This is a genomic window from Nonomuraea sp. NPDC049625, assembly GCF_040675285.1.
GTDB classification, from domain to species: domain Bacteria; phylum Actinomycetota; class Actinomycetes; order Streptosporangiales; family Streptosporangiaceae; genus Nonomuraea; species Nonomuraea angiospora_A.
In genome coordinates this window covers 432,564-457,344 of the sequence record NZ_JBFAOQ010000008.1, presented here as the reverse complement: position 1 = coordinate 457,344, position 24,781 = coordinate 432,564, and the positions used below count along the sequence as shown (strand labels likewise).

General features: G+C 70.9%; 21 protein-coding genes. 5 read left to right on the top strand and 16 right to left on the bottom strand.

The annotated features are described in order from the left end of the window. The first annotated feature begins 162 nt into the window (after positions 1–162). Both AB0J87_RS34030 and AB0J87_RS34025 read left to right on the top strand, forming a co-directional pair. The gene (locus AB0J87_RS34030) at positions 163–606 is read left to right on the top strand and encodes an ester cyclase (RefSeq protein WP_363971805.1); all 444 of its coding nucleotides are present in this window, start codon (positions 163–165) and stop codon (positions 604–606) included. Between the two features lie 43 nt (positions 607–649). Beyond that, positions 650–1,561 (top strand): aminoglycoside phosphotransferase family protein, encoded by a 912-nt coding sequence (locus AB0J87_RS34025; protein WP_363971803.1) that lies wholly within the window; start codon positions 650–652, stop codon positions 1,559–1,561. A gap of 29 nt (positions 1,562–1,590) precedes the next feature. Here the strand turns inward: AB0J87_RS34025 and AB0J87_RS34020 are convergent, their stop codons facing one another. From AB0J87_RS34020 to AB0J87_RS33955, 14 genes are all read right to left on the bottom strand, one after another. Continuing rightward, complete coding sequence (locus AB0J87_RS34020) at positions 1,591–2,769, bottom strand: phospholipase D-like domain-containing protein (RefSeq protein WP_363971801.1); 1,179 nt, start codon at positions 2,767–2,769, stop codon at positions 1,591–1,593. A 3-nt stretch (positions 2,770–2,772) separates the two neighbouring features. After that, positions 2,773–3,792 carry an oligopeptide/dipeptide ABC transporter ATP-binding protein gene (locus AB0J87_RS34015; protein WP_363971799.1) on the bottom strand — a complete coding sequence of 340 codons (1,020 nt, stop codon included), beginning with the start codon at positions 3,790–3,792 and terminating at the stop codon, positions 2,773–2,775. Then, positions 3,785–4,765, bottom strand: a complete 981-nt coding sequence (locus tag AB0J87_RS34010; RefSeq protein WP_363971797.1) for an ABC transporter ATP-binding protein — start codon at positions 4,763–4,765, stop codon at positions 3,785–3,787. Before AB0J87_RS34010 ends, AB0J87_RS34015 begins: the two co-directional genes overlap by 8 nt. Positions 4,766–4,767: 2 nt before the next feature. After that, complete coding sequence (locus AB0J87_RS34005) at positions 4,768–5,622, bottom strand: ABC transporter permease (protein WP_363971795.1); 855 nt, start codon at positions 5,620–5,622, stop codon at positions 4,768–4,770. Beyond that, on the bottom strand, positions 5,622–6,548 hold the full coding sequence (locus tag AB0J87_RS34000; protein ID WP_363971793.1) for an ABC transporter permease: 927 nt from the start codon (positions 6,546–6,548) through the stop codon (positions 5,622–5,624). Before AB0J87_RS34000 ends, AB0J87_RS34005 begins: the two co-directional genes overlap by 1 nt. Continuing rightward, complete coding sequence (locus tag AB0J87_RS33995; RefSeq protein ID WP_363971791.1) at positions 6,545–7,600, bottom strand: LacI family DNA-binding transcriptional regulator; 1,056 nt, start codon at positions 7,598–7,600, stop codon at positions 6,545–6,547. Before AB0J87_RS33995 ends, AB0J87_RS34000 begins: the two co-directional genes overlap by 4 nt. A 21-nt stretch (positions 7,601–7,621) precedes the next feature. Then, positions 7,622–9,139: an ABC transporter substrate-binding protein gene (locus AB0J87_RS33990; protein ID WP_363971789.1), complete on the bottom strand. Its 1,518-nt coding sequence runs from the start codon at positions 9,137–9,139 to the stop codon at positions 7,622–7,624. Between the two features lie 13 nt (positions 9,140–9,152). Then, on the bottom strand, positions 9,153–9,485 hold the full coding sequence (locus AB0J87_RS33985) for a hypothetical protein (RefSeq protein WP_350734139.1): 333 nt from the start codon (positions 9,483–9,485) through the stop codon (positions 9,153–9,155). A gap of 8 nt (positions 9,486–9,493) precedes the next feature. Beyond that, complete coding sequence (locus tag AB0J87_RS33980) at positions 9,494–10,456, bottom strand: DUF6772 family protein (protein WP_363971787.1); 963 nt, start codon at positions 10,454–10,456, stop codon at positions 9,494–9,496. Positions 10,457–10,585: 129 nt separating this feature from the next. After that, positions 10,586–12,415, bottom strand: a complete 1,830-nt coding sequence (locus AB0J87_RS33975; RefSeq protein WP_363971785.1) for a sugar-binding domain-containing protein — start codon at positions 12,413–12,415, stop codon at positions 10,586–10,588. Then, positions 12,412–14,028, bottom strand: a complete 1,617-nt coding sequence (locus AB0J87_RS33970) for an alpha-L-arabinofuranosidase C-terminal domain-containing protein (protein ID WP_363971783.1) — start codon at positions 14,026–14,028, stop codon at positions 12,412–12,414. Before AB0J87_RS33970 ends, AB0J87_RS33975 begins: the two co-directional genes overlap by 4 nt. 49 nt (positions 14,029–14,077) lie before the next feature. Further along, entirely contained in the window at positions 14,078–15,001 is a 924-nt protein-coding gene (locus tag AB0J87_RS33965; protein ID WP_363971781.1) for a carbohydrate ABC transporter permease, read from the bottom strand. Then, positions 14,998–15,942, bottom strand: a complete 945-nt coding sequence (locus AB0J87_RS33960) for a sugar ABC transporter permease (RefSeq protein ID WP_355209310.1) — start codon at positions 15,940–15,942, stop codon at positions 14,998–15,000. The genes AB0J87_RS33965 and AB0J87_RS33960 overlap by 4 nt, the downstream gene beginning before the upstream one ends. 22 nt (positions 15,943–15,964) lie before the next feature. Beyond that, entirely contained in the window at positions 15,965–17,455 is a 1,491-nt protein-coding gene (locus AB0J87_RS33955; RefSeq protein WP_363971778.1) for an extracellular solute-binding protein, read from the bottom strand. A 257-nt stretch (positions 17,456–17,712) separates the two neighbouring features. Here AB0J87_RS33955 and AB0J87_RS33950 point away from each other — a divergent pair, with 257 nt between their 5' ends. From AB0J87_RS33950 to AB0J87_RS33940, 3 genes are all read left to right on the top strand, one after another. Beyond that, positions 17,713–19,218: a sulfatase-like hydrolase/transferase gene (locus AB0J87_RS33950; protein WP_363971776.1), complete on the top strand. Its 1,506-nt coding sequence runs from the start codon at positions 17,713–17,715 to the stop codon at positions 19,216–19,218. 40 nt (positions 19,219–19,258) lie between these two features. Continuing rightward, positions 19,259–20,296, top strand: a complete 1,038-nt coding sequence (locus AB0J87_RS33945) for a LacI family DNA-binding transcriptional regulator (RefSeq protein WP_363971774.1) — start codon at positions 19,259–19,261, stop codon at positions 20,294–20,296. Between the two features lie 106 nt (positions 20,297–20,402). Continuing rightward, the gene (locus AB0J87_RS33940; RefSeq protein ID WP_363971772.1) at positions 20,403–21,578 is read left to right on the top strand and encodes a hypothetical protein; all 1,176 of its coding nucleotides are present in this window, start codon (positions 20,403–20,405) and stop codon (positions 21,576–21,578) included. Positions 21,579–21,637: 59 nt separating this feature from the next. On the opposite strand, the gene AB0J87_RS33935 is transcribed toward AB0J87_RS33940, so the two are convergent. Both AB0J87_RS33935 and AB0J87_RS33930 read right to left on the bottom strand, forming a co-directional pair. Further along, the gene (locus AB0J87_RS33935) at positions 21,638–23,080 is read right to left on the bottom strand and encodes a sulfatase-like hydrolase/transferase (protein ID WP_363971770.1); all 1,443 of its coding nucleotides are present in this window, start codon (positions 23,078–23,080) and stop codon (positions 21,638–21,640) included. A gap of 230 nt (positions 23,081–23,310) precedes the next feature. Beyond that, positions 23,311–24,771 (bottom strand): sulfatase-like hydrolase/transferase, encoded by a 1,461-nt coding sequence (locus AB0J87_RS33930; protein WP_363971768.1) that lies wholly within the window; start codon positions 24,769–24,771, stop codon positions 23,311–23,313. Positions 24,772–24,781 lie beyond the last annotated feature (10 nt).

Below are 24,781 nucleotides of genomic sequence, written 5' to 3'. Positions count from 1 at the left end.
GGCCGGGACGATGCCGGCACCAGGGTGGTCACCTCCTCTGACAGGACAGCTCGGCAACTTGTGACAGGCATATATATCTCTAGAAAACGACCTATGCCCGATATTGGCTTCTGTACTAAGGGTTGGCCCAATAATTGCCCATTCGACTATTAAAATGAGTCGATGTCTGATCCCCGACGCCCGCTGGACCGGCTGCGCAGGGCCTTCAACCGCCACGACCTGGACGGCCTCGCGGACACCTTCAGCCGCGGCGCGGTCCTCGTCGCGCCGGACGGCGTGGGCCAGGACAGGGACGAGATCGCCTCCTACTACGGCGCGTTCATCGAGGCGTTCCCGGACTCGAGGTGCACCGTTCAGTCGCTCACGGTCCTGGGCGACACCCTGGTGGCGGAGTACACCCTGAGCGGCACGCACAAGGGCGCCTACCTGATGCCCGGAGGGGGCGTGGCCGCGGCGACCGGCCGTCCCATCCTCGTGCGCGCGTGCAGCGTCTCGACCGTGGAGGACGATCTCATCGTCAGCCACCGCATCTACTACGACCAGCTGGAGCTGGGCGCGCAGATCGGCGGCGCGCTCCGCTTCGAGGAGGACGAGAGCCCGGCCTGAAAACCCTTTGCACGGCGGCGGTCGCGGCGGCCACACTCTCGGGGTGATCGACAGTGTGCCCCCCGACGGACGTGCCGGAATCGACGCCTCGCTGGTCAAGCGGCTGATCGAGGACCAGTTCCCGCAGTGGGGCGATCTGCCCGTGACGCCGGTCGAGGTCGATGGCTGGGACAACCGCACCTATCGCCTCGGCGAGGAGATGACGGTGCGCCTCCCCACCGCCGCCGGATACGCGCCGGCGGTCGACAAGGAACATCGATGGCTGCCGGTCCTCGCGCCGTCGTTACCGGTCGCGGTCCCCATGCCGCTGGCCAAGGGCGTACCGGGCGCGGGATACCCGTTCGGCTGGTCGATCCGCAGGTGGATGGAGGGGCGGACGGCCACCCTCGACCGCGTCGACGACCCGTGCGCGTTCGCGGAGTCGGTGGCCGGATTCCTCCTCGCGCTGCGGCGCGTCGACGCCACGGGCGGGCCCGCGGCCGGTGCGCACAGCTTCTACCGGGGTGCGCCGCCGGCGCACTACGACGAGGACACCCGTCGCGCCCTCGCCGCGCTGGACGGTCAGCTCGACACCGGCCTGGCCTCGGCCGTCTGGGACGCCGCCCTGGAGGCGACCTGGTCCGGGCCGCCGGTGTGGTTCCACGGCGACGTCGCCGGCGGCAACCTGCTGGTCAGGGACGGAAAGCTGGCCGCCGTCATCGACTTCGGAACCTCGGGTGTCGGCGATCCCGCCTGCGATCTGGTGATCGCCTGGACGATGTTCTCGGGCGACAGCAGGGAGGCCTTCCGCAGGGCCATCGGCCAGGATCGCGCCATGTGGGCGCGGGCCCGGGGCTGGGCACTGTGGAAGGCGCTGATCGTGCTGGCCGAGAAGCTCGGCACCGACGAGGAGCAGGCCGCCGTCCAGCGGCGGGTCATCGACGAGGTCCTGGCCGACCACAAGGACGCCGGCTAGCGATCGGGATCGCCGGCCGGCGTCCAGGATCAACCGGCCAGGGGCGCCACGGCGCGCATGCGCTCGAAGTTGGCGACGTACTGCCGGTAGATCGCCTTGTTGTTGAGCCTCAGCAGCGTCTCGTCGTTGCGGCGCAGCGACGTCTCGATGTAGTTGTGGCTGCCCGTGATCACCCAGCGGGCGTCGCGGTCGCCGTCGTACGAGCCCTCGATCAGCAGGTACTTGGAGTGCACGCGGCCGGGCAGCGCGCCGCCGTCGCCCAGGGTGCGCAGCTCGACGCGCGGCTCGGCCAGCAGGAGCTGCTTGACCTCGTCGCTCATGATGCCGTACACGATCTGGACCGTGCAGCCGCGGGCGGCCAGGTCGCGGAGCTTGGCGGGGATGGCGATCCGGAAGGTGTCCCACTCGGACATGCCGGCCCGGATCGTGGTGCCGCCCCGGCAGGACACCTTGCCGAGCTCGTCCACGATGGGGTCGCCGTCCGCCTTGGGGAAGAAGGAGGCCCGCACCGACCCGCCGGGGCCGCCGGTCTGGACGACGCGGTAGTAGTCGAGGTTCTTGCGCTCGGCGGCCAGGTCGCCGAAGTAGCCGGCGTAGGCGTCGTACAGGCGCCGGTTCCCGGGCAGGACGACCGCGTTGTTCCAGTACGTGGAGGAGTTGAGGTCGGTCAGGTTGGCCGACGACTGGACCACCACGTCGGAGGCGTCGCCCGTGCGGGAGAACAGGTAGAACTTGTTGTGCTGCCCCTTGTTGCCGATGCACGCGGCGGTGCCGCCGGAGAGCGGCCCGCTGCAGACGTGCGTCCACGAACCGGCCGCCGTGTCGGTGCCCAGCGCGGCGGAGAGCTTGCCGGCCACGGCCGCGCCGCGCGTGTCCCCGTCCAGGATGACCTGGACGTCCACGTCCCGCTGGTGCGCCTTGATCAGCTCATCGGCGAACTCGGTGCCCGCGGCGCCCGACATGACGAAGTGGGCGACCTGGATGCGGGCTCCGGCGGGGGTCTGCCGGACGAGGCCGCAGAGCGTACGCACGAGGGCGGCCGGGTCCCCGCCCGCGGGGTCGTTGAACACGGCGGTCGTCGTGACGTGCGCGGGAACGGGGGCGTCAGCGCAGGCGGAGGCCGCGGCCGAGGCCGGGGCGGCGCCCGTCAACGTGGCCGCCGCCATGACGGCGGCCACGGCCGGCACTGACAGGGACTTGCCAAGCATGGATCACTCCTTCTGGACGCGGCCATGATCGGCCGCGGGTGTCGCCGGTGCGTCGGGGAAGTGGCACGCGACCGGATGACCCGTGTCCCGGCCGATGAGCGCCGGCTCCTCGTCGCGGCACCGATCCTGGACCTTCCAGCAGCGTGTTCGGAAAGGGCAGCCTGAAGGCGGGTCCAACGGTGAGGGAACATCTCCTGACAGGACGATCTCGCCGCGTTCGCCGTCCCTCCAGTCGTCCACGCTCGGCGCCGCCGACAGCAGCGCCTGCGTGTACGGGTGGGCCGGGCTCCGGTAGACGTCCTCCTTGGAGCCGGTCTCGACGACCTTGCCCAGGTACATCACCGCCACCCGGTCACACAGGTGACGGACGACGCCCAGATCGTGGGAGATGAACAGGTACGCCACACCCAGATCCCGCTGGAGCTCCCCGAGCAGGTTGAGGATCTGGGCCCGTACCGAGACGTCGAGCGCGGAGACCGCCTCGTCGCAGACGATCAGGCGGGGGCGGACGGCGAGCGCGCGGGCGATGCTGATGCGCTGCCGCTGCCCGCCGGAGAACTGGTGGGGGTAGCGTCCGGCGTGCTCCGGGCGCAGGCCGACGCGGTCGAGCAGGACGCCGACCTCCGCGTCCCACCGCTCGCGCGGCACCAGCCCCGGATGGATCCGCCAGGCCTCCTTGATGAGGTCGGCGACCTTCATGCGGGGGTTCAGCGCGGCGTACGGGTCCTGGAAGACGAGCTGGATCTCCCGGCGCAGCCTGCGCAGCTCCCTGGCGGGCAGGGCGGCCAGGTCGCGGCCCTCGAACAGGACCTTGCCGCTGGACGGGCGCACCAGGCCGACGATGGTCCGCGCGACCGTGGACTTGCCGCAGCCGGACTCGCCGACCAGGCCGACGGTCTCTCCCGCGTGGACGGTCAGGCTGACGCCGGCCACGGCGCGCACCTCGCCGCCGGGCCGGCCGATCCCGGCCCGCAGGCGGTAGGTGGTGACCAGATCGGTGAGCTCGAGCAACGGCTCAGCCATGCGCCGCCACCTCCTCGGCGAAGTGGCAGGCGCTGGCCCTGCGGGTACCGAGCTCACGCGGCAAGGGGTCGTCGGTGCGGCAGACGTCCCTGGCGAACGGACAGCGCGGATGGAAGGAACAGCCCGCGGGCGGCGCGGCGAGGTCGGGCGGCTGACCCTCGATGGCCTCCAGCGGGGCGCCGATGTCGCGGGGATCGGGCACCGCCCGCATCAGGCCCAGCGTGTACGGGTGCGCGGGCCGCTCGTACACCTCGGCCACGGTGCCCGTCTCGACGACGCGGCCGGCGTACATGACGGCCACGCGGTCGGCGGCACGCGCCACCACGCCGAGGTCGTGGCTGATGAGGATCATGCCGAGCCGCTGGGCCTGCTGGCGCTGCCGCAGCAGCCGCAGGATCTGCGCCTGGACGGTGACGTCGAGGGCGGTGGTCGGCTCGTCGGCGATGAGCAGCAGGGGATCGAGCGCCAGCGCCATCGCGATCATCACGCGCTGCCGCATGCCGCCGGAGAAGCGGTGCGGGTGGTCGTCCAGGCGCCGCTCGGCGTCCGGGATGCCCACCTGCGTCATCAGCTCCGCCGCCCGCCGCCTGGCCTCGGCCCTGCGGGTGCCGCGGTGCCTGCGGAACATCTCCGCGATCTGGTAGCCGACGGTCAGCGACGGGTTCAGGGCGCTGAGCGGATCCTGGAAGATCATCGCGATGCGTTCGCCGCGCAGTTCCCGCCATTCGTGGTCGGACAGGCCGACGACGTCGCGGCCCTCGATGGCCACGCGACCGCCCGCGATCCGCGCGTTCAGCGGCACCAGGCCCATCAGCGTCTGCGCGGTGACGCTCTTGCCGCTGCCGGACTCGCCGACGATCGCGAGCGTCTCGGCCTCGCCCACCTCGAAGGACACCCCGCGTACGGCACGCAGCGGCCCCTCCGGGGTGTCGAACTCCACCGCCAGCTCGCGGACCTCCAGCAGATTGGCCATCGTCACAGCTCCGTCATCGGGTCGGAGGCGTCGCGCAACAGGTCGCCGAGGACTCCGATGCTCACCACCACGAGGGCCAGCGCGGCTCCGGGCGCGGCGGCGATCCACCAGGCCGACGCCAGGTAGTCGCGGCCCTCGGCGATCGTCGCGCCCCAGGACGCCTGGGAGGCCGGGACGCCGAGGCCGAGGAAGCTCAGGGACGCCTCGGCGACCATGGTCAGGCCGACCTGCACGGTCGCCGCGACGAGCAGCGGCGGCAGGCACGACGGCAGGATGTAGTGCACGAGAATGCGCCCGTGCGAGGCGCCCATCACCCGGGCCGAGTCGACGAACTCCCGGTCGCGCACGGCGAGCGCCGAGCCGCGCACCACCCTGGCGAAGATCACCCACCGGGTGACCGCCAGCGCGATGATCACGTTCACCATGCTCGGGCCGAGCACTCCTGCCAGCAGGATCGCCAGGAGCAGGCTGGGGAAGGCCAGCTGGATGTCGCCGACCCTGGAGATGATCCCGTCGGCCCAGCCGCCGAAGTAGCCGGCGAACAGCCCGAGCACCAGCCCGATTGTCCCGCCGACGAGCACGGTCACCAGGGCCACCGTCAACGACGTGCGCATCCCGGCCAGCACCTCGGCAAGGATGTCCTGGCCGACCTGATCGGTGCCGAGCCAGGCGACGGCGCCGTCGGACAACCGGGTCCCCGGCGGCAGCAGGCGGTCGACGGGACTGGTGCGGGCGGCGTCGAACGGCGCCAGCAGCGGCCCGAGCACGCCGGCCGTCGCGAACACCAGCACGGTCCCTAGCGCCAAGCGAGCCCGCAGCGGCAACGCGGCCGGTCGGCTCGGGGCTTTCACTGACATCAGGCGTTCTCCAACTGGATCCTGGGGTCGAGGTACACGTAGAGCACGTCGACCAGCAGGTTGAGCACGATGTAGCAGACCGTGATCACGGTGAGGACGGCCTCGACCACGGCGTAGTCGCGGAAGGTGATCGAGTCGATCAGCAGCGAGCCGATCCCGGGCCAGGCGAAGATCACCTCGACGATCACGCCGTTGGCGATGAAGTAGCCCATGAGCAGGCCGAGCATGGTCACCACCGGGACCAGGGTGTTGCGCAGCACGTGGATGTAGAAGACGACCCGGTGGCTCAGCCCTTTGGCGTGGGCCGTCCGGACGTAGTCCTGGTTCATCTCCTCGAGGATCCCGGTCCGTACGAGCCGGCCCAGCCAGCCGACGAACGGCAGCGCCAGCGTGAGCGCCGGCAGCAGCAGGCTGACCAGGGTCCCGTCGGCGGTGCTCGGCAGGATCTGCAGCCACCGGGCGAAGATCAGCGACAGCATGATGCCGATCCAGAACGGCGGCAGCGCCTGGCCGACCAGCGAGGACACCGAGACGAGGTGGTCGGCCCAGGTGTTCGCGCGGCGGGCGGCGAAGGAGCCGGCGGCGAAGCCCAGCACGATGGTGATCACCATGGCCCAGACGGACAGCGACAGGGTCGGCCCCAGCCGTTCCAGGCAGGCGTCCAGAGCGCTGACGCCCTGCCGCCAGGACTGGCCGAAGTCGAGGGTGACGATGTCCTGGAGGTGGTGCGCGTACTGGATGGGCAGGGGGTCGCGCAGCCCGAGCCGGTCGCGCAGCGCCTCCAGCGCCTCCGGCGTGGCCTGGCTGCCGAGGATCAGCTCGGCCGGGTCGCCCGGCAGCACGCGCAGCGCGATGAAGACGATGGTGATGGCGCCCCAGACCTGCAGCAGTGCCTGGGCGAGCCGCCGTCCGACGAAGGCGGTCATGTGACGCTCCCACCGCTCGACGCCCGGATGACCAGCCGCGGCGGGAACAGGATCTGCTCGGGAGGCCTCCCCGCCGCCGGCCGCCCCAGCCGCCGGAGCATGTGGTCGACCGCGGACACGGCGATGTCGGCGGCGGGCAGCTCGACGGTGGTCAGCGAGGGGATCACGTACGGCGCGAACGGGTGGCCGCCGTAGCCGACGACCAGGATGTCGTCGGGGATGCGCAGGCCCTCCTCGTTCGCCACCCGGTAGACGCCGAGCGCGAAGTAGTCGTTGCCGGCGACGAACGCCATCGGCCGTTGAGCGGTCCGCACGACCTCTCTGCCCAGCCGGTAGGCCTCGCTCGGGTCCCACGGCATCGCGCTCTGCTCCAGCCGCCGGGTCGGCACCTTGATCAGGGTGTCCGGCTCGATGGGCAGGCCGCTGTCGGCCATGGCCCGCCGGTAGCCCTCGACCCGGTCGGCGACGGACGAGACGTGCAGGTCCTCCTCCAGGAAGTAGATCTTCCTGGCGCCCTGGGCGACGGCGTGCCTGGCGGCCTCGTAGCCGCCCTGGACGTGGTCGACGCCCACCAGGTCGGTGTTCAGCTCGGGCACGTCCCGGTTGATCAGGACGAGAGGCACCCCGGCCGCCCTGAACCGCCGCCAGTGCTCGGCCCCCTCCTGCACGGTCACCACGAGCACGCCGTCCACGCCGCGCCGCAGCAGCTCCTCCGCCGCGCGCCGCTCGTTGTCCAGGCTCTCCTCCGTCGCCATCAGCAGCAGGGAGTAGCCGTGCTCCCGGCAGCGCTGCTCCATGCCGCTGATGAGCTGGGCGTAGAACGGGTTGGACGGATTGGTGATGACCATGCCGAGCGTGCTCGCCGAGCCCAGCACCAGGGATCGGGCGGTCACGTTCGGCACGTAACCGAGCCGCTCGGCCTCGGCCTTGACCCGGTTCCTCGTCTCCACGCCGACGCTGTCCTTGTCGGACAGCGCGCGGGAGACGGTGTTCACCGAGACGCCGAGGCTCTCGGCGATGTCCTTCAGAGTGGTACGGCGTGCCTCGCGCATGTCACTCTCGTTCCGTAGGGATCATCCGGCGGTCGACACCGTGCGGAACTCGGGCTGGCTGTTGGCCGCCGGGACGAATCCCGCCACCGAGGAGCGCAGCCCGTACGTGCTGGACAGCGCCGCCGGGAAGACGCCGACCGCGTCACGCCAGATGATCTCGCACGCCTGGGCGTACAACGACTTGCGCTCGTCCTGGCCGGACGTGGAGCGTGCCTTGGCGAGGATGCCGTCGAGCTCCTTGTTCCGGTAGCCCATGCGGTTGGCCTCGCTGGTGTAGAGCCGGCCGAGCGTGTAGTCGGCGTCTCCCGTGGTCACGGTGTTGACCTGGAGCTCGATGTCCCAGTCGAGCGCGGTCAGGCGCTTGAGCCAGGCGGCCTTCTCGATCTGCTGCGGCTCGACGACGACGCCGACCTTGGCCCAGGCCGAGATGATCGACTGCGCCAGCTCGGTGGCCAGCGGGCCGGTGTCCTTGAACCACATCATCGAGGTGCGGATGCCGGAGCCGTGGCCGGCCTCGGCCAGCTCGCGCTTGGCCAGGTCGGGGTCGTAGTCGTACGGCTGCTGGGGCGCGTGGCCGAAGACGGCCGACGGGATGGGGGCGTCCATGACGGTGGCGGCGTCGCCGTACAGGCTGGAGACGATGCTCTTGACGTCGAGCGCGTGATGGAGCGCGCGGCGCACCCGCGGGTCGGAGAAGGGTTTCCTGCCGCAGTTGAACCAGGCGAGGAAGTAGTTCACCCCCGGCTTGCTGTCGATCTTCACGCCGTTCACGCCGCCCAGCCGCTTGAGCTCGTCGGGAGGGATGATCCAGGTGACGTCCACCTCGCCGTTCTGCAGCGAGGTGATGCGGGTGGAGGCCTCGGGGATGTACGGCAGGCGCAGACCGGGCAGCTTGGCCGCGCCGCCCCAGTAGCCGGGCACGGGCTTGAGCAGGAGCTGGGACGACGGCGTGAACGACTCGACGGCGAACGGCCCGCTGCCGATCGGGCTGCGCGACAGGTCGGCCTTGCCGATCCGGGCGGCCGGGATGATGAAGGCGAGCGTCAGGTTCACCAGCATCGTGCCCAGCGGATCCTTGGTGGTGATCCTGATGGTGCCCGCGTCGGGGGCTTCGACGGCGTCCACGGCGGACCACAGGGGCTTCTGCGGCCCGTCGGACGCGGCCAGCCGCTCCAGCGACGCCTTGACGTCCGCCGAGGTCAGCTTGGTGCCGTCGTGGAAGACGACGTCCTCGCGAAGGGTGAACTCCCACGTCGTGTCGTCGGGCTGTTTCCACGAGGTGGCCAGGCGCGGCACGAGCCGGTCGCCGTCCCTGGCCACGAGCGTGTCGTAGATCTGCCGGTTGGCGAGGAGCGAGGCCTCGTCGACGGCGCTCGCCCCGTGCGGGTCCAGATCGTTGATCGCCTGGTAGAACGCCGCGTTGAACGGCCGGTTGCCTCCCGAGGCCGATCCCGTCGCCGGGCCGCCAGGGGCGCACCCCGCGACTGCGGCGCCGGCGGCTCCCAGGAGGGTCAGGAACTGGCGCCTGCTTGTTGCCATGGTCGTACCTTTCTCAGCTTTTCAGGGCCAGGTAGATCAGTACCTTGGCCCGCGGGTCGCCGCCCGCCAGCGTGGCCCGCAGCCGCAGCCAGTGGCCGAACTCGCGCACCCGCAGGGACACCAGGCCCGGCTCCTTCACGATCTGCTCGGTGGTCTCGTCGTCGTCGCACCAGTGCAGGCCGTCGGGGGAGATCTGGGCGGTCAGGCGCAGTTCCTGGCCCTCCAGCTCCAGCGTCCGCACGAACCAGCGCGCCTCGGCCGCCCATCCGGCCTCGTACGGCTCGGTGACGAAATCCTTGGTGAAGGTGGTGTTGCGCTCCAGAACGGCGGTAAGAGCATGCCTCATGCCGGTGTTCACCAATCCACGGAAATGAGTGCGGAATCGAGGAAGAGGAAGTTGCGTACCGGAGAATGGGTGCGCACGCTCACGTAGAAATTGAGCAGGTTCTCCAGGCCGTCATATTTGTCGGGATACTGCGGGACCGGGACATGTCGCATGTCCATGACCCGGTCGTTCACCTGGAGCTCGATATTGGTGCGGGTCCTGGTGTCGAACTGCCAGCGCAGGTAGTGCCAATTGACCTTTGTCGGCACCTCGTTGTAGCAGAGGTACTGCGGTTTGTCGTCGAGCGGGCGCCAGTCCTCCGGATTCGGGGCGGTGAAGTCCTCGACCGGGGACAGGTTCTCCTGGTTGTGCAGGTTCTCCCTGGGGGTGGGCTCGGGCACCACGGGGTAGATCCAGCGCCTGGTGAACCTGTTGTCCAGGTCGGTGTTCTGGTAGCGGGCGACGCAGTGATAGCGGATGCCCTCGCCGTCGCACAGGTCCGTGGCCACGGTGAACGCCCCGAACTGGGCTTCGGACGGGTGCAGGTTCCCGTCCCATTCGATGTCGCCGAAGCTGTTGCCGAGCGAGGACTCGGCCGTGGCCGCCTCGCTCTTGTAGGTGAAGTACGTCTCGAACTGCACCACGCCGCGCCTGGCCATGGTGAGGCGGCGGATCGCGACCGCCGTGTGGCCCGCCACCGGACGGGTGGCGACCTTGAGCGCGTAATTGCCGCTCATCGCGGCGTGCGTGCCGATGTCGAAGAAATCGCACGAGCTGAGCTGCGGCGGCCGGAAGTCGCGCATGTGCACGTCCACCGTGTCGAGATTTCCGTGGCCGTCGTGATTGCCGATGAGCTCGCACCAACCGTGCGTTCCGGTGTTGAACTCGTCGAAGGCGAGGATGCGGGGGAGGGGATTGAACTTGGACAGCTTCGGATCGGCCGCGATCAGCGCGCGGCGTAGGTCCTCGGCCGGAACATGGGTGGTCTCCACGCTCGCAGGCGTCCTTCCCATAGAAATTCCGGGCTCAGGATTAACGTTAACGTGAACGTTAATCCTGGGTTTCGAGGACGCTAACTCGTCACATCCGCGGATGTCAAGGGTGTGCGGTCGCGAGCACGCTCAGCGGTCCCTGGCCGCGCGGCGGGCCGCGTCGATGGCCTCGGCGGGCACCGACCGGGCCGGGCGGGTGAGGATGCGGCGGATGGTCTCCGCGGGCACCTTGGGCTCTCGGTCCTCGGTCAGCAGCCCGTTGCGCTCCTGCTCGGTGTCCGTCAGCTGGGTCCAGCACAGACCGGCCAGCTCCGGATTGTCCAGCACCGCGTCCACGAGCTGCCGGAACCCCTCGGTCAGCTCCTCGGTGGAGCCGACGGTGCCGTACCCGTGCCAGGCCTCGTCCGGCGCCGGGCGGAGGCTGGTCCCGCCGATCTCGGACAGCACGACCGGCTGCCCGCGCCGGACCGGGTCGCCGAGCAGGGCGACGCGCCGCGCGGGCGGGCGGTCGCCGAGGATGCGCGCGAGCGCCTCGGGCCCGGCGTAACGCTCGCGGATCGACTCGCCGGTGGGCGCGTAGTCGTGCAGACCCCAGATGTCGCTCTCCGTGTGCTCCCACCCGTCGTTGGAGATCACCGGCCGGGTGCCGTCGAGCGCCTTGGTGAGGTGGTAGAGCGCGGCGGTGGCGTGCCGCTGCTCGGGCACGTCCGCCGCGTGCCAGACGCCCCAGCTCTCGTTGAACGGCACCCACGTCACCACGCACGGATGGCTGCGGTCGCGGGCGACGACCTCCAGCCATTCGCGGGTCAGCCGCTCGACGGCGCGGGGCGAGTACTCGTACGCGCTGGGCATCTCGCTCCACACCAGCAGGCCGAGCCGGTCGCACCAGGCCAGGAACCGCGGATCCTCGACCTTCTGGTGCACCCGCACGCCGTCGAACCCGAGCTCCTTGGCCAGTTCGGCCTCCCGGCGCAGCGCGCCGGGAGCGGGGGCGGCCAGGTGGGAGCCGGGCCAGTAGTTCTGGGCGAGGACCAGGCGCAGGAACCGGGGCCGGCCGTTGAGCAGGAACCTGCCGTCCCTGACACCGACGCTGCGCAGGCCGACGTACGAGGTCACCGCGTCGATCAGGACGCCGTCGCGGCGCAGCTCGACGCGGGCGTCCAGCAGGGTCGGCCGCTCCGGCGTCCACAGGAGCCCGCTGAGCTCCATCTGGTGCCGGGCGGCCGGGACGGCGATCACCCACCGGCCGTCCCGCCGGTCGGCGCGGCACGTCTGCTCCGCCAGGACCTCGTCCCCGAGGGTGAGGACCACGTGGACGTCCACGGCGGGGTCCGGCCGCTGGGAGAGCTCGACCTCGACGGCGACCGCGGCGCCGGGCACATCCGGGGTCCAGTGCAGCTCCCGGACGTGCAGCGCGGGCACGACCTCGGCCCAGACCGGCTGCCAGATGCCGGTGGTGCGGTGGTACCAGATGTCGTGGGGCTCCCCGCGCCAGTCCTGCTTGCCGCGCGGCTGGGTCGCGTCGTCGCACTCGTCCTGCGCGCGGACCACCACGACCTGCTCCCCGCCGGGGACGACGGCCTCGGTGACGTCGAAGGTGAAGGGGGTGTGACCGCCCTCGTGCTCGCCGGCGTACTCGCCGTTGAACCACACCCGCGCCCGGTAGTCCACCGCGCCGAAGTGCAGCAGGAGCCGCTCGTCCGGCCCCGGCTCGCGCTCCAGGCGCAGCGTGCGGCGGTACCACACGATCGGGTGCGGCTCGGGCTCGTGGACGCCGGACAGCTCGCTCTCGGGCGGGTACGGCACGGTGATCGCGCGCGTGAAGGCCCCGGCGTCGCGGTGCCGGCCCTCGGCCAGGCCGCGGTCGTGGTCGTCGGTCGCGTAGCCCCACTCGCCGCACAGGTCCTGCCAGTGCGGGCGGACGAGGAGAGGACGGGGGTGGCCGGCATCCTGGGTCACGAAGGCTCCCCGAGAAGGGTCAGCACGGTCACCGAGTGCGGCGCGATCTCCCACGCCCCGCCGCTCGCCTCGACCTCACCCAGGTCCCGCACGGCGATCGTGTCCTGCGCGCCGAGCGTGTTGACCGCGCCGAGACCGGGGACGTCGCCGCCGACGGTGCGCACCCGCGCGCGGGCGGGGGTGGCGCCGGAGCTGCCGTCGAGGACGAGCCGCACGCGGATGGTCTCGTCGCGGTGCCGGTTGACGACGGCCACCCGCACCGAGCCGTCGTCGGCGCGGGTGGCCGACACGTCGATGTACGGGACGGTCATGGGCGCGGTGAGCAACCGGCCGTCCGGGCCCCAGTTGTCGCCGAGCCGGACCGCGGTCGTCCTGGCCGGGCCGTCCACCTCGGACGGCAGCACGGTCCTGCCGGTGTGGTGCCGGTAGAGGTGCCAGACGTGGTAGATCGCCGAGCGCAGCGCGCCACCGGGGCGGGCGACCACCAGGCCGTTGGCGTTGACCAGGTTGACCGGGTTGGCCATGGACACGGGCGCGGGCAGAGCGGCGGAGCGGTGGACGGCATGGAACACTCCTGCGCAGAAGACCAGGTCGGCGACCGTGCGGGGGCTCCACCGGTTCACCCGCACCCGGCGTCCCGGACCGTCGCCCGCCTCGGGCAGCTCGCGCTCGGCGACGCCGCCGTCGTCGCCGGGCAGCGGCTGCGGCCAGTCCTCGGGTTCGAGGTGGCGCATGGTCCACTCGTCGAGCGCGAGCGCGGGCGGGCGCTCCAGGCCCACCTCGGCGGCGAGCTCGGTGACGAGCCGCGAGTAGGCGTGGATCTCCCGCTCGAAGTACAGCGCCTGGGCCACGACGGCGTCGTAGTCGTCGCCGGTCCACAGGTGGGTGCCGGCTCCGTACAGGTGCAGGGACAGGTAGTCCAGCAGCTTGCCCGCGCGGGCCAGCACCGGGCGCGTCCACTGCTCCTGCTGCCAGGGGATGCCGACGCCGATCAGGCGGATCTCGGGGTGGACCAGGCGCATGAACCGGGCGTGCTCGCGGGCGGCGGCGGCGTACTCCTCGGCCGTGCGGTGGCCCATCTGCCACGGGCCGTAGACCTCGTTGCCCACGCCCCAGTAGCGCACCTTCCACGGCTCGGCCCGCCCGTTCGCGGCGCGGCGGCCGGTGAGCGTGGTGGCGCGGGCGGAGTTGGTGTACTCGACCCAGCGCACCGCGTCGTCCACGCTCCGGCAGGAGTGCACCAGGTACGGCTCCGCGCCCGCCGCCTCGCACCAGGCCAGGAACTCGTCGGTGCCGAAGCGGTTGGACTCCTGCCCGCCCCAGGCCGGCTCCAGCCGGCTGGGCCGCGTCTCGCGCGGGCCGATGCCGTCCTCCCAGTGGTAGGCCGAGGTGAAGTTGCCGCCCGGCCAGCGGATCGGCCCCGGGCCCAGCTCGCGGACCAGGTCGAGTACGTCGGTACGGACGCCGTTGAGCAGGCCGGGCTCGGCGACGGACAGCGGTGAGCCCTCGTCGAACACGCCGCCCTCGATGTTGCCGAAGAACGCCGATTCCAGGAAATGTCCGTAGACGTCGTCGTCGATCCGGCCCGCCGGGCGGCGAGTGTCGATCGTCACGAGTGCCTCACGGCCATGGACAGACATATGTTTCAAAACTCCGTTCCTGTCACTGCTTCACCGCTCCCGCGATGCTGTCGACGAACTTCCGCTGGAGGACGACGAAGACGGCGATCACCGGGATCAGCGAGATCACGGCGGCCGCGGCCATCCCCGACCAGTCCGTTTCCCGCTCGCCCACGAAGACCGTCATGCCCACGGCCAGCGTCCGCAGGTCGGAGTCGCTGAGCGTGAACACCAGCGGAAGCAGGTAGACGTTCCAGGCGAACAGGTACGTGAGGATGACCACCGTGGCGGTGATCGGCCAGGCCAGCGGGAGCATCACGCGGAAGAAGACGGTGAAGTGGCCCGCGCCGTCCAGGCGGGCGCACTCCTCCAGCTCCTTCGGCAGCTTCCTGAAGAACCCGGCGTAGAGGAGGGTCGAGGCGATCTGCCCGCCCGCGCCCAGGCCGAGTATCACGCCGGCGTGGGTGTTGAGCAGCCCGAGCTGGTCGGTGAGCTGGGTGATCGGGATGATCGTGTAGCCCTCGGGCAGGAAGAACGTGACCAGGAACAGGCCGATGACGAACTTCTTGCCGGCGAAGTCGTAGCGGCCCAGCACGTAGCCCGCCAGGGCGCTGCGCACGACGACGAGCACCACCGTGCCGGCGGTGATGACGAGGGTGTTGACCAGATACCTGGCGAAGCCGACCTCGCTCCAGGCGCGGGCGTAGTTCTCCCAGACCGGCTCCTCGGGCAGCAGACCGAGCCCCGTGCCGAAGATCTCGGGTGAGGTCTTCAGCGACGCCGAGACCAGCCAGACGAACGGGTAGACCCACAGGCCGCCGAGCACGAGCAGCAGGACGGCGGTCACCACCTGCCCGGTGCTCGCCCGGCGGCGCGGGGCCGCCCGTCCGGCAAGCGGGCGGCGGCGCGGGGCCGGCCGTCCGGCAAGCGGGCGGCGGGCGGGCCGGGTGTCCGCGGGCGCGGTCATGCCGACCCCATCCGGCTCCTGGCCCAGCGCATGCCCAGCGCCTGGGCGATCGCGAGGACCATGGTGAGCAGCCCGAACAGCACCGCCGCGGCCGAGGCGTATCCGAGCTGGGGGACGGTGGCCTGGAAGGCCGTACGGAAGATGAAGATCTCGATCACCTCGGAAGAGAAGGACGGGCCCCCGCCGGTGAGGGTCTGCATCAGGTCGAAGACGTTGAACGCCGCCACGGTGTCGATCAACGTGATGATCACCAGGAACGGCACCAGCAGCGGCAGCGTGACGCGCCGGAACTCCGCCCAGGGGCCCGCGCCGTCGATCATCGCGGCCTCGTGGACGCCCTGCGGGATCGTCTGCAGCGCGGCCAGCCAGTAGATGAGGGTGATGCCCAGCCACTTCCACACCCAGACGGCGATCCCGGCGAAGAGCGAGGTGCCGGCGTCGGCGGCGAAGTTCGCCGGCGACTCGATCAGGCCCGCCCAGACCAGCGACATGCTCACCGGGCCGCCGGCGTCCAGCAGCAGCGTGAACACGATGCCGACGATGGCGCCCGTGGTGACGACCGGCAGGAAGAACAGCGTGCGGAAGAAGCCCTTGAACGGCGTCTTCTTCCGGTTGAGCACGATCGCCAGCGCGAGCGCCAGCCCGACCCGCAGCGGCACGGCGATCACGAGGAACACGATCGAGTTCCAGAACGCGTTCCAGAACAGCTCGTCCTCGATCAGCCGCGCGAAGTTCTCGACGCCGATGAACGTCCCGGCGTCGGCGAAGCCCGGCCAGTCGAGGAACGCGAACCACCACGACGCCAGCAGGGGATAGATGGTGTACGCGCCGTACCCGACGAGGGTCGGCAGGAGGAAGAGGTAGATCCACCAGTCCTTGCGCAGGCGCCTCAGCCGTCCGGGCCGGGGGTGTGCGGAGGTCTGCCCGTGGGTTGTCGTCATGGTGCTCCTGTCCGGCCGCCCCTCAGCGGCCGGCGTAGTCCTGCTGCTCGTAGTCCTTCTTGCGGTCCCAGTTGGCGAAGACCCAGGCGTCGAGGCCGACCTCGACCCCCTTCTCTTCCTTGACCGCCTTGATGGCACGCTCGCGCTCGGTGCTGAGCTGGTCCTTGTAGCGCCGGAGCTGGCCGCCCACGTCGGAGTTGGAGCCGGTCAGCACCGACTGGACGATGTCGCCGAGGTCGGGATGGATGTCGCGCATCTCGGCGAGCACCTGCCACACGCCCGGCGTGCCGACCTCGGGCACCGGTCCGATGCGCACGTCGTCCTGGAAGTTGGCGACGCACTGCCGGTAGGCGGGGTGCACCTGCGCCTCCGCCACCACCTCGGCCAGCGCGGGCGGCTGGTCCATGGCGGCGGCCAGCTTGAGCTGGAACTCCTTGGTGGTCATCTGCAGCAGCACCTCGGCCGCGGTCTGGGCCTTCTTCGACTGTTTCGACACCCAGAACGTGCCGGGCGCCGGAGGGCTGTAGACGAAGTTCCTGGTGCTATCGGGGCACGGGATGTGCCACACGCCGACCCCGCGCTCGACCGCCTCGGGCTCGTCCACGCGCAGGCCGCCGACGAACCACGCGCCCCACGGGTAGATGGCCGCCTGCCCGGCGGCCCAGCGGGCGCGGGCGTCGCGGGGGCCCATCGACGCGGACGCCGGGTGGACGACCTTGTCCTTCTGCAGCGAGACGAGGAACTCGACGGCGTCGATGTACGGCTGGGAGTCGTGGACGTACTCGCCCGTCTTCCAGTCGATGGCGCCGGGCCCGGGGGCGCCCGCGGTCATCGCGAGCCGGTGGACCAGCGCCGCCAGGTACGCGGGGTCCTTGAGCGGGATCACCATCCCGTACGCGCCGGCGGCGTTCCCCTTGGTCACGCGGCGGGCGACGTCGCGCAGGTCGTCCCAGGTGGCCGGCTCGTCCTGGGGGTCCACCTTGGCCTCCTTGAGCAGCGCCGTGTTGAACCACGGCACCGCCTCGTGATTCCGGCCGGAGAACGGCGCGAAGGAGTAGATCTCGCCGTTGAAGCGGTGGATGCCGTCGTAGAGCTGGCCGGCGACCGGGCTGCCGGCGAAGTCGGCGAGCTTGCCGACCGGCTGGAACCAGCCCTCGCTGACCAGGGCGGCCGGGGATACGGCGCCCAGCCCCGCCAGCGAGTGCACGTCCGGCATCTGGTTGCTGCGCCGCGCCACCTGCAGCGCCTGGCCGAGGTCGGGCGCGTCCATCTGGCGCCGTTCGATCGTGACGCCCGCGTGGCTCTTCTCGTAGGGGCTGAAGAGGTCGCTCTCCAGCATCTTGGTCAGCGGCCTGAACTGGTCCCACCACTGCAGCGCGTTACCGGCGGGCTGGCTCTGGCGGCTCAGCTGCCCGCCGCCGGTGCACGCGGTCAGCGCCGCCGCCAGGACGGCGGCGCTCGTGCCGCCGAGGAACTGGCGGCGGCTGACGTCACGGCGCCCGGCGCCTGACACATCGGGCAGGGTTCCAAGGATTCGGCGATGCGACCCCATGGCGACTCCTCTTCGTCGTCGAGTCGGTCACGATCCCGCCCAGCCCTGAACCTTCAGGGACCCCCCGTGAAGCGGTTCCATGTTTGCGCTAACCTATGACCGCCACCTATCAGCGTCAAGGTCATGACGGTGAGGTTTCTTTGAGCTGCAGCTCAGGCGCCATGATCCCCGCTGCTGACGGTGATTCCGATGTTTGCGGAAACAAGCATGGAGGCCCGATGAGCCAACCCACGAACGTGCTCTTCCTGATGACCGACCAGCACCGCGTCGACACCCTCGGCTGCTACGGCAACCCCCACGTGTCCACACCGCACCTGGACGCCCTGGCCGCCTCGGGCACCCGCTTCGACGCCTGCTTCACCCCGTCGGCCATCTGCACCCCCGCCAGGGCCAGCCTGCTGACCGGCGTGCTGCCGTTCCGGCACCGGCTGCTGGCCAACTACGAGCGCAACGTGGGGTACTCGGAGGAGCTGCCGGACGAGTTCACGCCCTTCTCCCGCCGCCTGCGCGAGCACGGCTACAACGTCGGCATCGAGGGAAAGTGGCACGTCGGGCGGCGGCGCGGCCCCGGTGAGTTCGGCTTCGACGGCGCCCACTACCCGGGCTGGCACAACCCGGTGGGGCACCCCGACTACCTGGCCTGGCTGGAACGCCACGGCCTGCCGGGACCCGAGATCAGCGAGGAGGTGCGCGGGGTCTTCCCCAACGGAGAGCCCGGCAACCTGCTCGCGGGCGTCCTGCACCAGCCGGGGGAGGCCACGTTCGAGCGCTTCCTCGCCGACCGCACGATCGACCGGCTCGAACGCTACGCCGAGGACTTCCACCGCGACGGCCGCCCCTTCTACATGGCCGTGCACTTCTACGGGCCGCACCTTCCCTACCTGCTGCCGCGCGAGTACCTGGAGATGTACTCGCCCGACCTGGTCGAGCTGCCCGAGTCGATCAAGGAGACGTTCGAGAACAAGCCGCCCGTCCAGCGGCGCTACAGCGAGCACTGGACGCACGACACGCTCGGCGAGGAGACCGCGCGCCGGCTCGTGGCCGCGTACTGGGGGTATGTGACGCTCATCGACGAGCAGGTCGGCCGCCTGACCGAGGCCCTGGAGCGGCTCGGCCTGACCGGCAGCACGGCGGTGGCCTTCACCGCCGACCACGGCGAGTTCACCGGCTCCCACCGCCTGCACGACAAGGGCCCGGCCATGTACGACGACATCTACCGCATCCCCGGCCTGCTGCGCGTCCCCGGCTCGCCGGGCGGCGCGTCGACCGGGGCCTTCGTCAGCCTGGTCGACTTCACGGCGACGATACTCGACCTGGCGGGGGCCGGCCCCGAGCCGGGCGCCGACGGCCGCAGCCTGGTGCCGTTCGCGCTGGGGGAGGAGCCCGCCGGCTGGCGCGAGGACATCACCGCGGAGTTCCACGGCCACCACTTCCCCTATCCGCAGCGCATGCTGCGCACGCGCCGGTTCAAGCTGGTGGTCAACCCGGAGAGCGTCAACGAGCTCTACGACCTGGAAGAAGATCCGTCCGAGCTGACCAACCGCTACGGCGACCCGGCGCTCGGCGAGGTCCAGTCGGCGCTGATCGGCCGTCTCTACCAGCGGCTTCGGGCCTCCGGCGATAATTTCCACCACTGGATGACGTCGATGTACGCTGTCGGCGGCAAGGACTACGACACGTCCTTGAGCGACTTCGAAGGAACCAATCACCTGGGCCTGGCCTGACCTTGTTCAGCGCTGCTACGAGGAAGGGAGAGCACCCCGCGTGGCTCGGCAACCAGGGACGGGGGCGTCCGGCGGCCCGTCGATGGCGGACGTCGCCAAGATCGCCGGTGTGTCAGGACAGACCGTGTCGCGGGTCGTCAACGGCAACGACCGGGTGACCGCCGCCACGCGGCTCAAGGTCGAGACGGCCATGAGACAGCTCGGTTACCGCGCCAACATCGCCGCGCGGGCGCTGGCCACCGGCCGGTTCGGCACGATCGGCGTCGTCATGTTCAACCTCAGCGCCGTGCTCAACGTCCGCATCCTCGAGGCCGTCGTGACCGGCGCCCAGGCCCGTGGCTACTCGGTGAGCGTCGCGATGGTCAACGGCCCGACCGAGAAGGACATCCGCGCCGCCGTCCGCGGCCTCACCGACCGCGCGGTGGACGGCGTGATCGTGATAGAGGCCCGGGTGCTCGACACCCCGCACCTGCAGCTTCCCGAGGAGGTGCCGGTGGTGATCGCCGACAGCAGGGCGGCGCACCGGCACCCCACCTTCGGCATGGACGAGGCCGCCGGCGTCCGCGCCGCCGTGGATCACCTGCTCGGGCTCGGCCACGCCACCGTCCACCACGTGGCCGGGCCGACCGGCTCGAACCCGGCGCAGCGGCGCCGGGCCGCGTGGCAGCGGCTGCTGAAGCGGTCGGGCCGCGCCGTCCCGCCGCCCGTCGTCGGCGACTGGTCCCCGCAGTCGGGGTACGACGCCGCCCGCCGCCTGCTGGCCGACGACGACGTGACCGCCGTCTTCGCCGCCAACGACCAGATGGCCGTGGGCGTCCTGCAAGCGGCGGCCGAGCTGGGCCGCAAGGTGCCGGACGACCTGAGTGTGGTCGGCTTCGACGACCTCGACTTCGCGCCGTTCCTCATCCCGCCGCTGACGACCGTCCGCCAGGACCTCGCCACGGTGGGCCGCCGCTGTCTCGAGCACCTGATCACGCAGATCGAGGCCCCGCAGAAGGTCGAGGCGTCCGCTTCCGCCAGCAGGTTCGTCCGGCCGGAGCTGGTGGTGCGGGCCTCCACCGCGCCGCCGCGCCGCTGACCTCACCGCCACCGCCCAGGCCGTTGACAGGCCACTCAGGTTAGCGCAAACATGAATGTGCTGAGCTGAACACGCATCGGCCTTCCCTTCCGAGAAAGCAGGTCACATGCTGCGCCGACTGCCGATCATCGCCTTAACCGCGGTTCTCGCCGTCTCGTCCCTCACCCACCCCGCTGCGGCGGAAGGAGCCGAATCCGTGCCCGACGCCAAGCCGCTCGCCCGCGCGTACGGCGCTCTGGGCGCCAACTTCAACCAGAACCTCGACGCCCTCGACTACCGGGAACTTCGCGAGGCCCGCGCCCGCTGGGTCCGCGGGTTCTTCCCGATGCCCGCCGCCGACAAGGGCGACCCCGCCGAGCACTTCGCGATCAGCACCATCACCAAGGCGGCGGCGCGCGGCTACGACACCGTCCTCAGCCTGAAGTTCCCCTACGACGCGGCGTCCTTCCCCGCGCCGGGCAGCCCCAGGATGGCCGCGGAGCTGGCCCGGCTGGACAAGGTGCTCCCCACGGTGATGGGCAAGGTGGACATCCTCACGATCGGCAACGAGCCCTTCATCGAGAGCCTGCCCGCCGAGCGTGACCAGCGGCTCAACGAGTTCTACGAGACCGTCGCCCGGCACGTGATCGACTACCGGCGTGAGCGGTGCGGCGCCGACTGCGGCACCGCGCTCTACATGGGCGCGCTGAACCGGCTCGACCTGCCGGACCGCCGCACGCCGGCGGCCGAGCGCTGGATGACCTTCGTACGCCAGACGCCGGAGATCGAGGGCGTGGACATCCACCCGCACATCCCCGCGCCGGAGAACGCGCAGCCGTTCCTGGACTACATCCTGCCGAGGATGCGCCCCGACCAGACGTTCCTGGTCACCGAGTTCTCTCTCGTCTGGTACTGGCAGCAGCACCTGAAGGACCCGGTCGCGGCCACGTTCGCCCAGAAGTACGGCTTCCCCTCCGGCACGCTGGTATGGCAGGTCATCAAGGCCGCCATCGACAAGCCGTTCAGCGAGCGGAAGTGGGACGACTTCCTGGCCGGCAGCCCGTGGTTCACCAGCCAGTCGGGCTTCCTGCGCGACCAGATGAAGCTGTACCGGGGCACCGGGCGGCTGGCGGTCGCCACGTACGCCTTCAAGCAGGACGACCTGATGGTCGAGAACTTCGGCCCCGGCAAGGCCCCGTGGCTGCTCAACAGCGTGTACGCCCCGTACACCGTGCAGCCCCGCGGCGCCCTGTCGGGGCGCGGCTACTGGCTCGACGACTTCCGCGCGCTGCAGCGCCACTGACCAGTTCGCGCCGGCCGCCGCGAACCGCGGCGGCCGGGCTCGCCGGCGCGCTGGTGGGATCACCAGTGCGCCGTCCGCGGCTGGCTACGATCTTCGGTGGCGACCAGGACGTCGAGCAGCAGCTCCTGCAGCTCGGCCCGGACCGCCGCATGAGCCGGGTCGTCCCACAGGTTGTCCAGCTCCATCGTGTCGGTCTCCAGGTCGTACAGCTCGCCGGAGCGCGCTCGGGTCGTGGACGGCGCGCCATGGTAGACGACGACCTTCCAGCGGTCGTGCCTGAGCATCGTGGTGTGCACGGGCTCCTCGTACGGGTGGCCGCTGTTGCGGTACTCGCACAGGGCCCAGTCCCTTGCCGGCGCGTCCTGCTCGCCGCGGGCCGGCGGCAGGAGGTTCAGCCCCTGCCCGCGGGGGAGTGGCGGTGCGCCCGCGGCCGCGAGGAACGTCGTCGCCAGGTCGATCCACTGGACCAGCCCGGCCCGCCGCTCGCCGGCGGGCAACCCGGCGGGCCAGCGCATGACGAGCGGCACGCGGACGGCGCACTCGTACATCATCGGCCCCTTCAGCATGAGCTGGTGATCACCGAGCATCTCGCCGTGGTCGCTGGTGAAGACGACCAGCGTGTCCTCGGCCAGGCCCGCCTCGTCGAGGGCGGCGAGAATCCGGCCGACCTCGTCGTCGACGAGACTCACCATCGCGTAGTAGTTGACCCTGACGTCGTGGAGCTCGGATTCCGTGTACTCCGTGTAGCCGCGTGCGTGGCCGGCGTAGGAGCGGTGCGAGGCCTCGGTCTGCACGGGCGGCTTGCCGGCGAGCTCCTGGTCCCGGGTGACCGGACGCCGCAGAGCCTTTCCGCGGTAACGATCGACGTACTCCTTCGGCGCGCCGAACCCGTGGTGCGGGTCGAAGAAGTTGGCCACGAAGAAGAACGGCTTGTCCGCGTCGCGCGAGCGCCGCAGGTAGTCGATGGTCTCGTCGCCGATCCACCGGCTGTAGTGGAACTCCGTGGGAAGCGTGTCGAAGCCGGTCCCGGAATCGGCCTGGGCGGCGGCCTCGTACAGGTCCGGCCGTACGGCCCGCAGCCACCGGTGGTAGGCGTTCTCGGACGATCCGACGTAAGGGTCGTGTGCCCACCGGAACACGCGGAAGCCGTCGTCCAGCCGCGGTTCGAGACGGCCGCCGAAGCACGCCCCGCCGACGTGGAACTTCCCGGCCAGGCCGCAGTCGTAGCCGTGGTCGGCCAGGGTGCGCGAGAACAGGTGCTCGTGCGCGGGCAGCCCGACGCCGTTCGCCCAGGCGCCGTGCGCGTGAACGTAGCGGCCCGACATCAGGCTGGCGCGGGAGGGGCCGCAGACCGGGCTCTGCACGTAGCAGTTCTCGAAGAGCACGCCCTGGGCCGCCAGCCGGTCGAGGTTGGGCGTGTCGATCTCGTCGTTGCCGTAGGCGCCCATCGCGTCGAAGCGCTGCTGGTCGGTGCAGATGAGCAGGATGTTCGGTTGATTCATGTCTCTCATTCGAGGTCAGGACTTCACGGCCCCGGCGACGCCTTCGACGAAGTAGCGCTGGAGCGCGAGGAATCGTCGCGACGGCCGAACGTCGTCATGGAGGTCCTCTCCTCGCCGGAACTGAGGGGCCAAGTCCCAAGGCGAACGTTCGCGTCCGGAGGCACCTCGCCGGAGGATGTCGTGCTCCCCGTGTCCATGGTCTACCGCGCCTCCACAGGCTCCGCGCCGGCCTAGTGCCAGTTGTGTGGCGCGCGTTTGAGGGTGTAGACCGCCTCCGGCAGGTCGTCCCGGACGCGGATCATCCAGCGGGCGAGATCGGTGGTGAGGGCGGCGCGGATCTCGGCGAGCGCGGGATCGTCGTACCGGTTGTCCAGCTCCGCCGGGTCGGCGTCCAGGTCGTAGAGCTCGCCGGCGCCGCGCTCGTCCAGGAGCAGCTTCCACTGCTCGCGCCGGAGCATCACCGTCGTGCCGGACTGGGTGACGGTGTTGAGCTCGTCGAAGGTCCGGCCCTCGTACGGGAAGTGCAACGGCGGGCGCTCGTCGACGTCGTAGGACAGCCCGCCGAACCCGCGTTCGCCGTATCCGCTGGCGAACTCCTCGGCCGGATACGGAGCCCCGGTGAGCAGGGGCCACAGGCTACGGCCCTGGACGCCGGGCGGGATCTCGACGTCGATCGCGTCGCAGATCGTCGGGAACAGATCGGCGAGCGAGACGAAGTCGGTGCGGTTGTCCACGGCCCGCACGCCCGGCCCGGTGACGGCGAACGGGATGCGCATCAGGCACTCGGGCATGCCCGCGCCCTTGCGCTGCAGCCCGTAGTCCCCGACGTAGTCGCCGTGGTCGGCGACGAAGAGCACCAGCGTGTCCGCGTCCCGCCCGCGTTCGCGCAGGTGCGCGAAGAACCGTTGGAGCTGGTCGTCGATCAGCCGGAGCATGCCGCAGTAGTTGGCACGGTAGCGCCGCCACTCGGCGTCGTAGCCGGGCCGCTTCTCCTCGATCAGCCTGCGCAGCCAGGTGTAGGTGCCGCCCTTGCGCGCGGCGCCCTCGGGCCCGGCCAGCCGGTCGGGCACCTGGTCCGGCCCGAAGAGGCTGAAGTACGGCTCCGGGACCTGGTACGGATTGTGCGGTTCCGGGAACGACAGCCAGGCGAAGAACGGCCGGTCGCCGGGCGTCCGGTCGATGGCGCTGATCGCGTCGGAGACGATCCGGTGCGGGAACTGGCACTCCAGCGGGAACGGTGTCGGCTCGTGGCTGACCGAGTGGTCGAGCGCGCCGAGCCACTGCTCGAACCGCGCCTGGTCGGCGGTCGCCGCGCCGGCCGGGCCGCGGTTGTGCCAGTACGGTGCGGCGAAGGTGTCGAAGTCGCCGGGCTTGCGGTGGAAGTGCGTCTTGCCCGCCAGGTGCAGCGCGTAGCCGGCGTCGCGGAGCACGTCCACCAGGTCGGGGCCGCGCAGCACGTGCTGTGCGGCGCTGTTCTGCCGGACCCGGTGCGCGGACGGGTACCGTCCGGTGAGCAGGCTGACCCGGGCGGGCACGCACAGCGGGGACGTGGTGTGCGCCCGCTGGAACCGCGTGCCGCCGCCCATCAGCCCGTCGAGGAAGGGCATGGTGTCCAGGGGGAAGCCGCTCGCGGCGGTCCAGCCGGCACGCTGCTGGTCGGTCATGATCAGCACGATGTTCGGTCGGTTCACGGGATGAGTC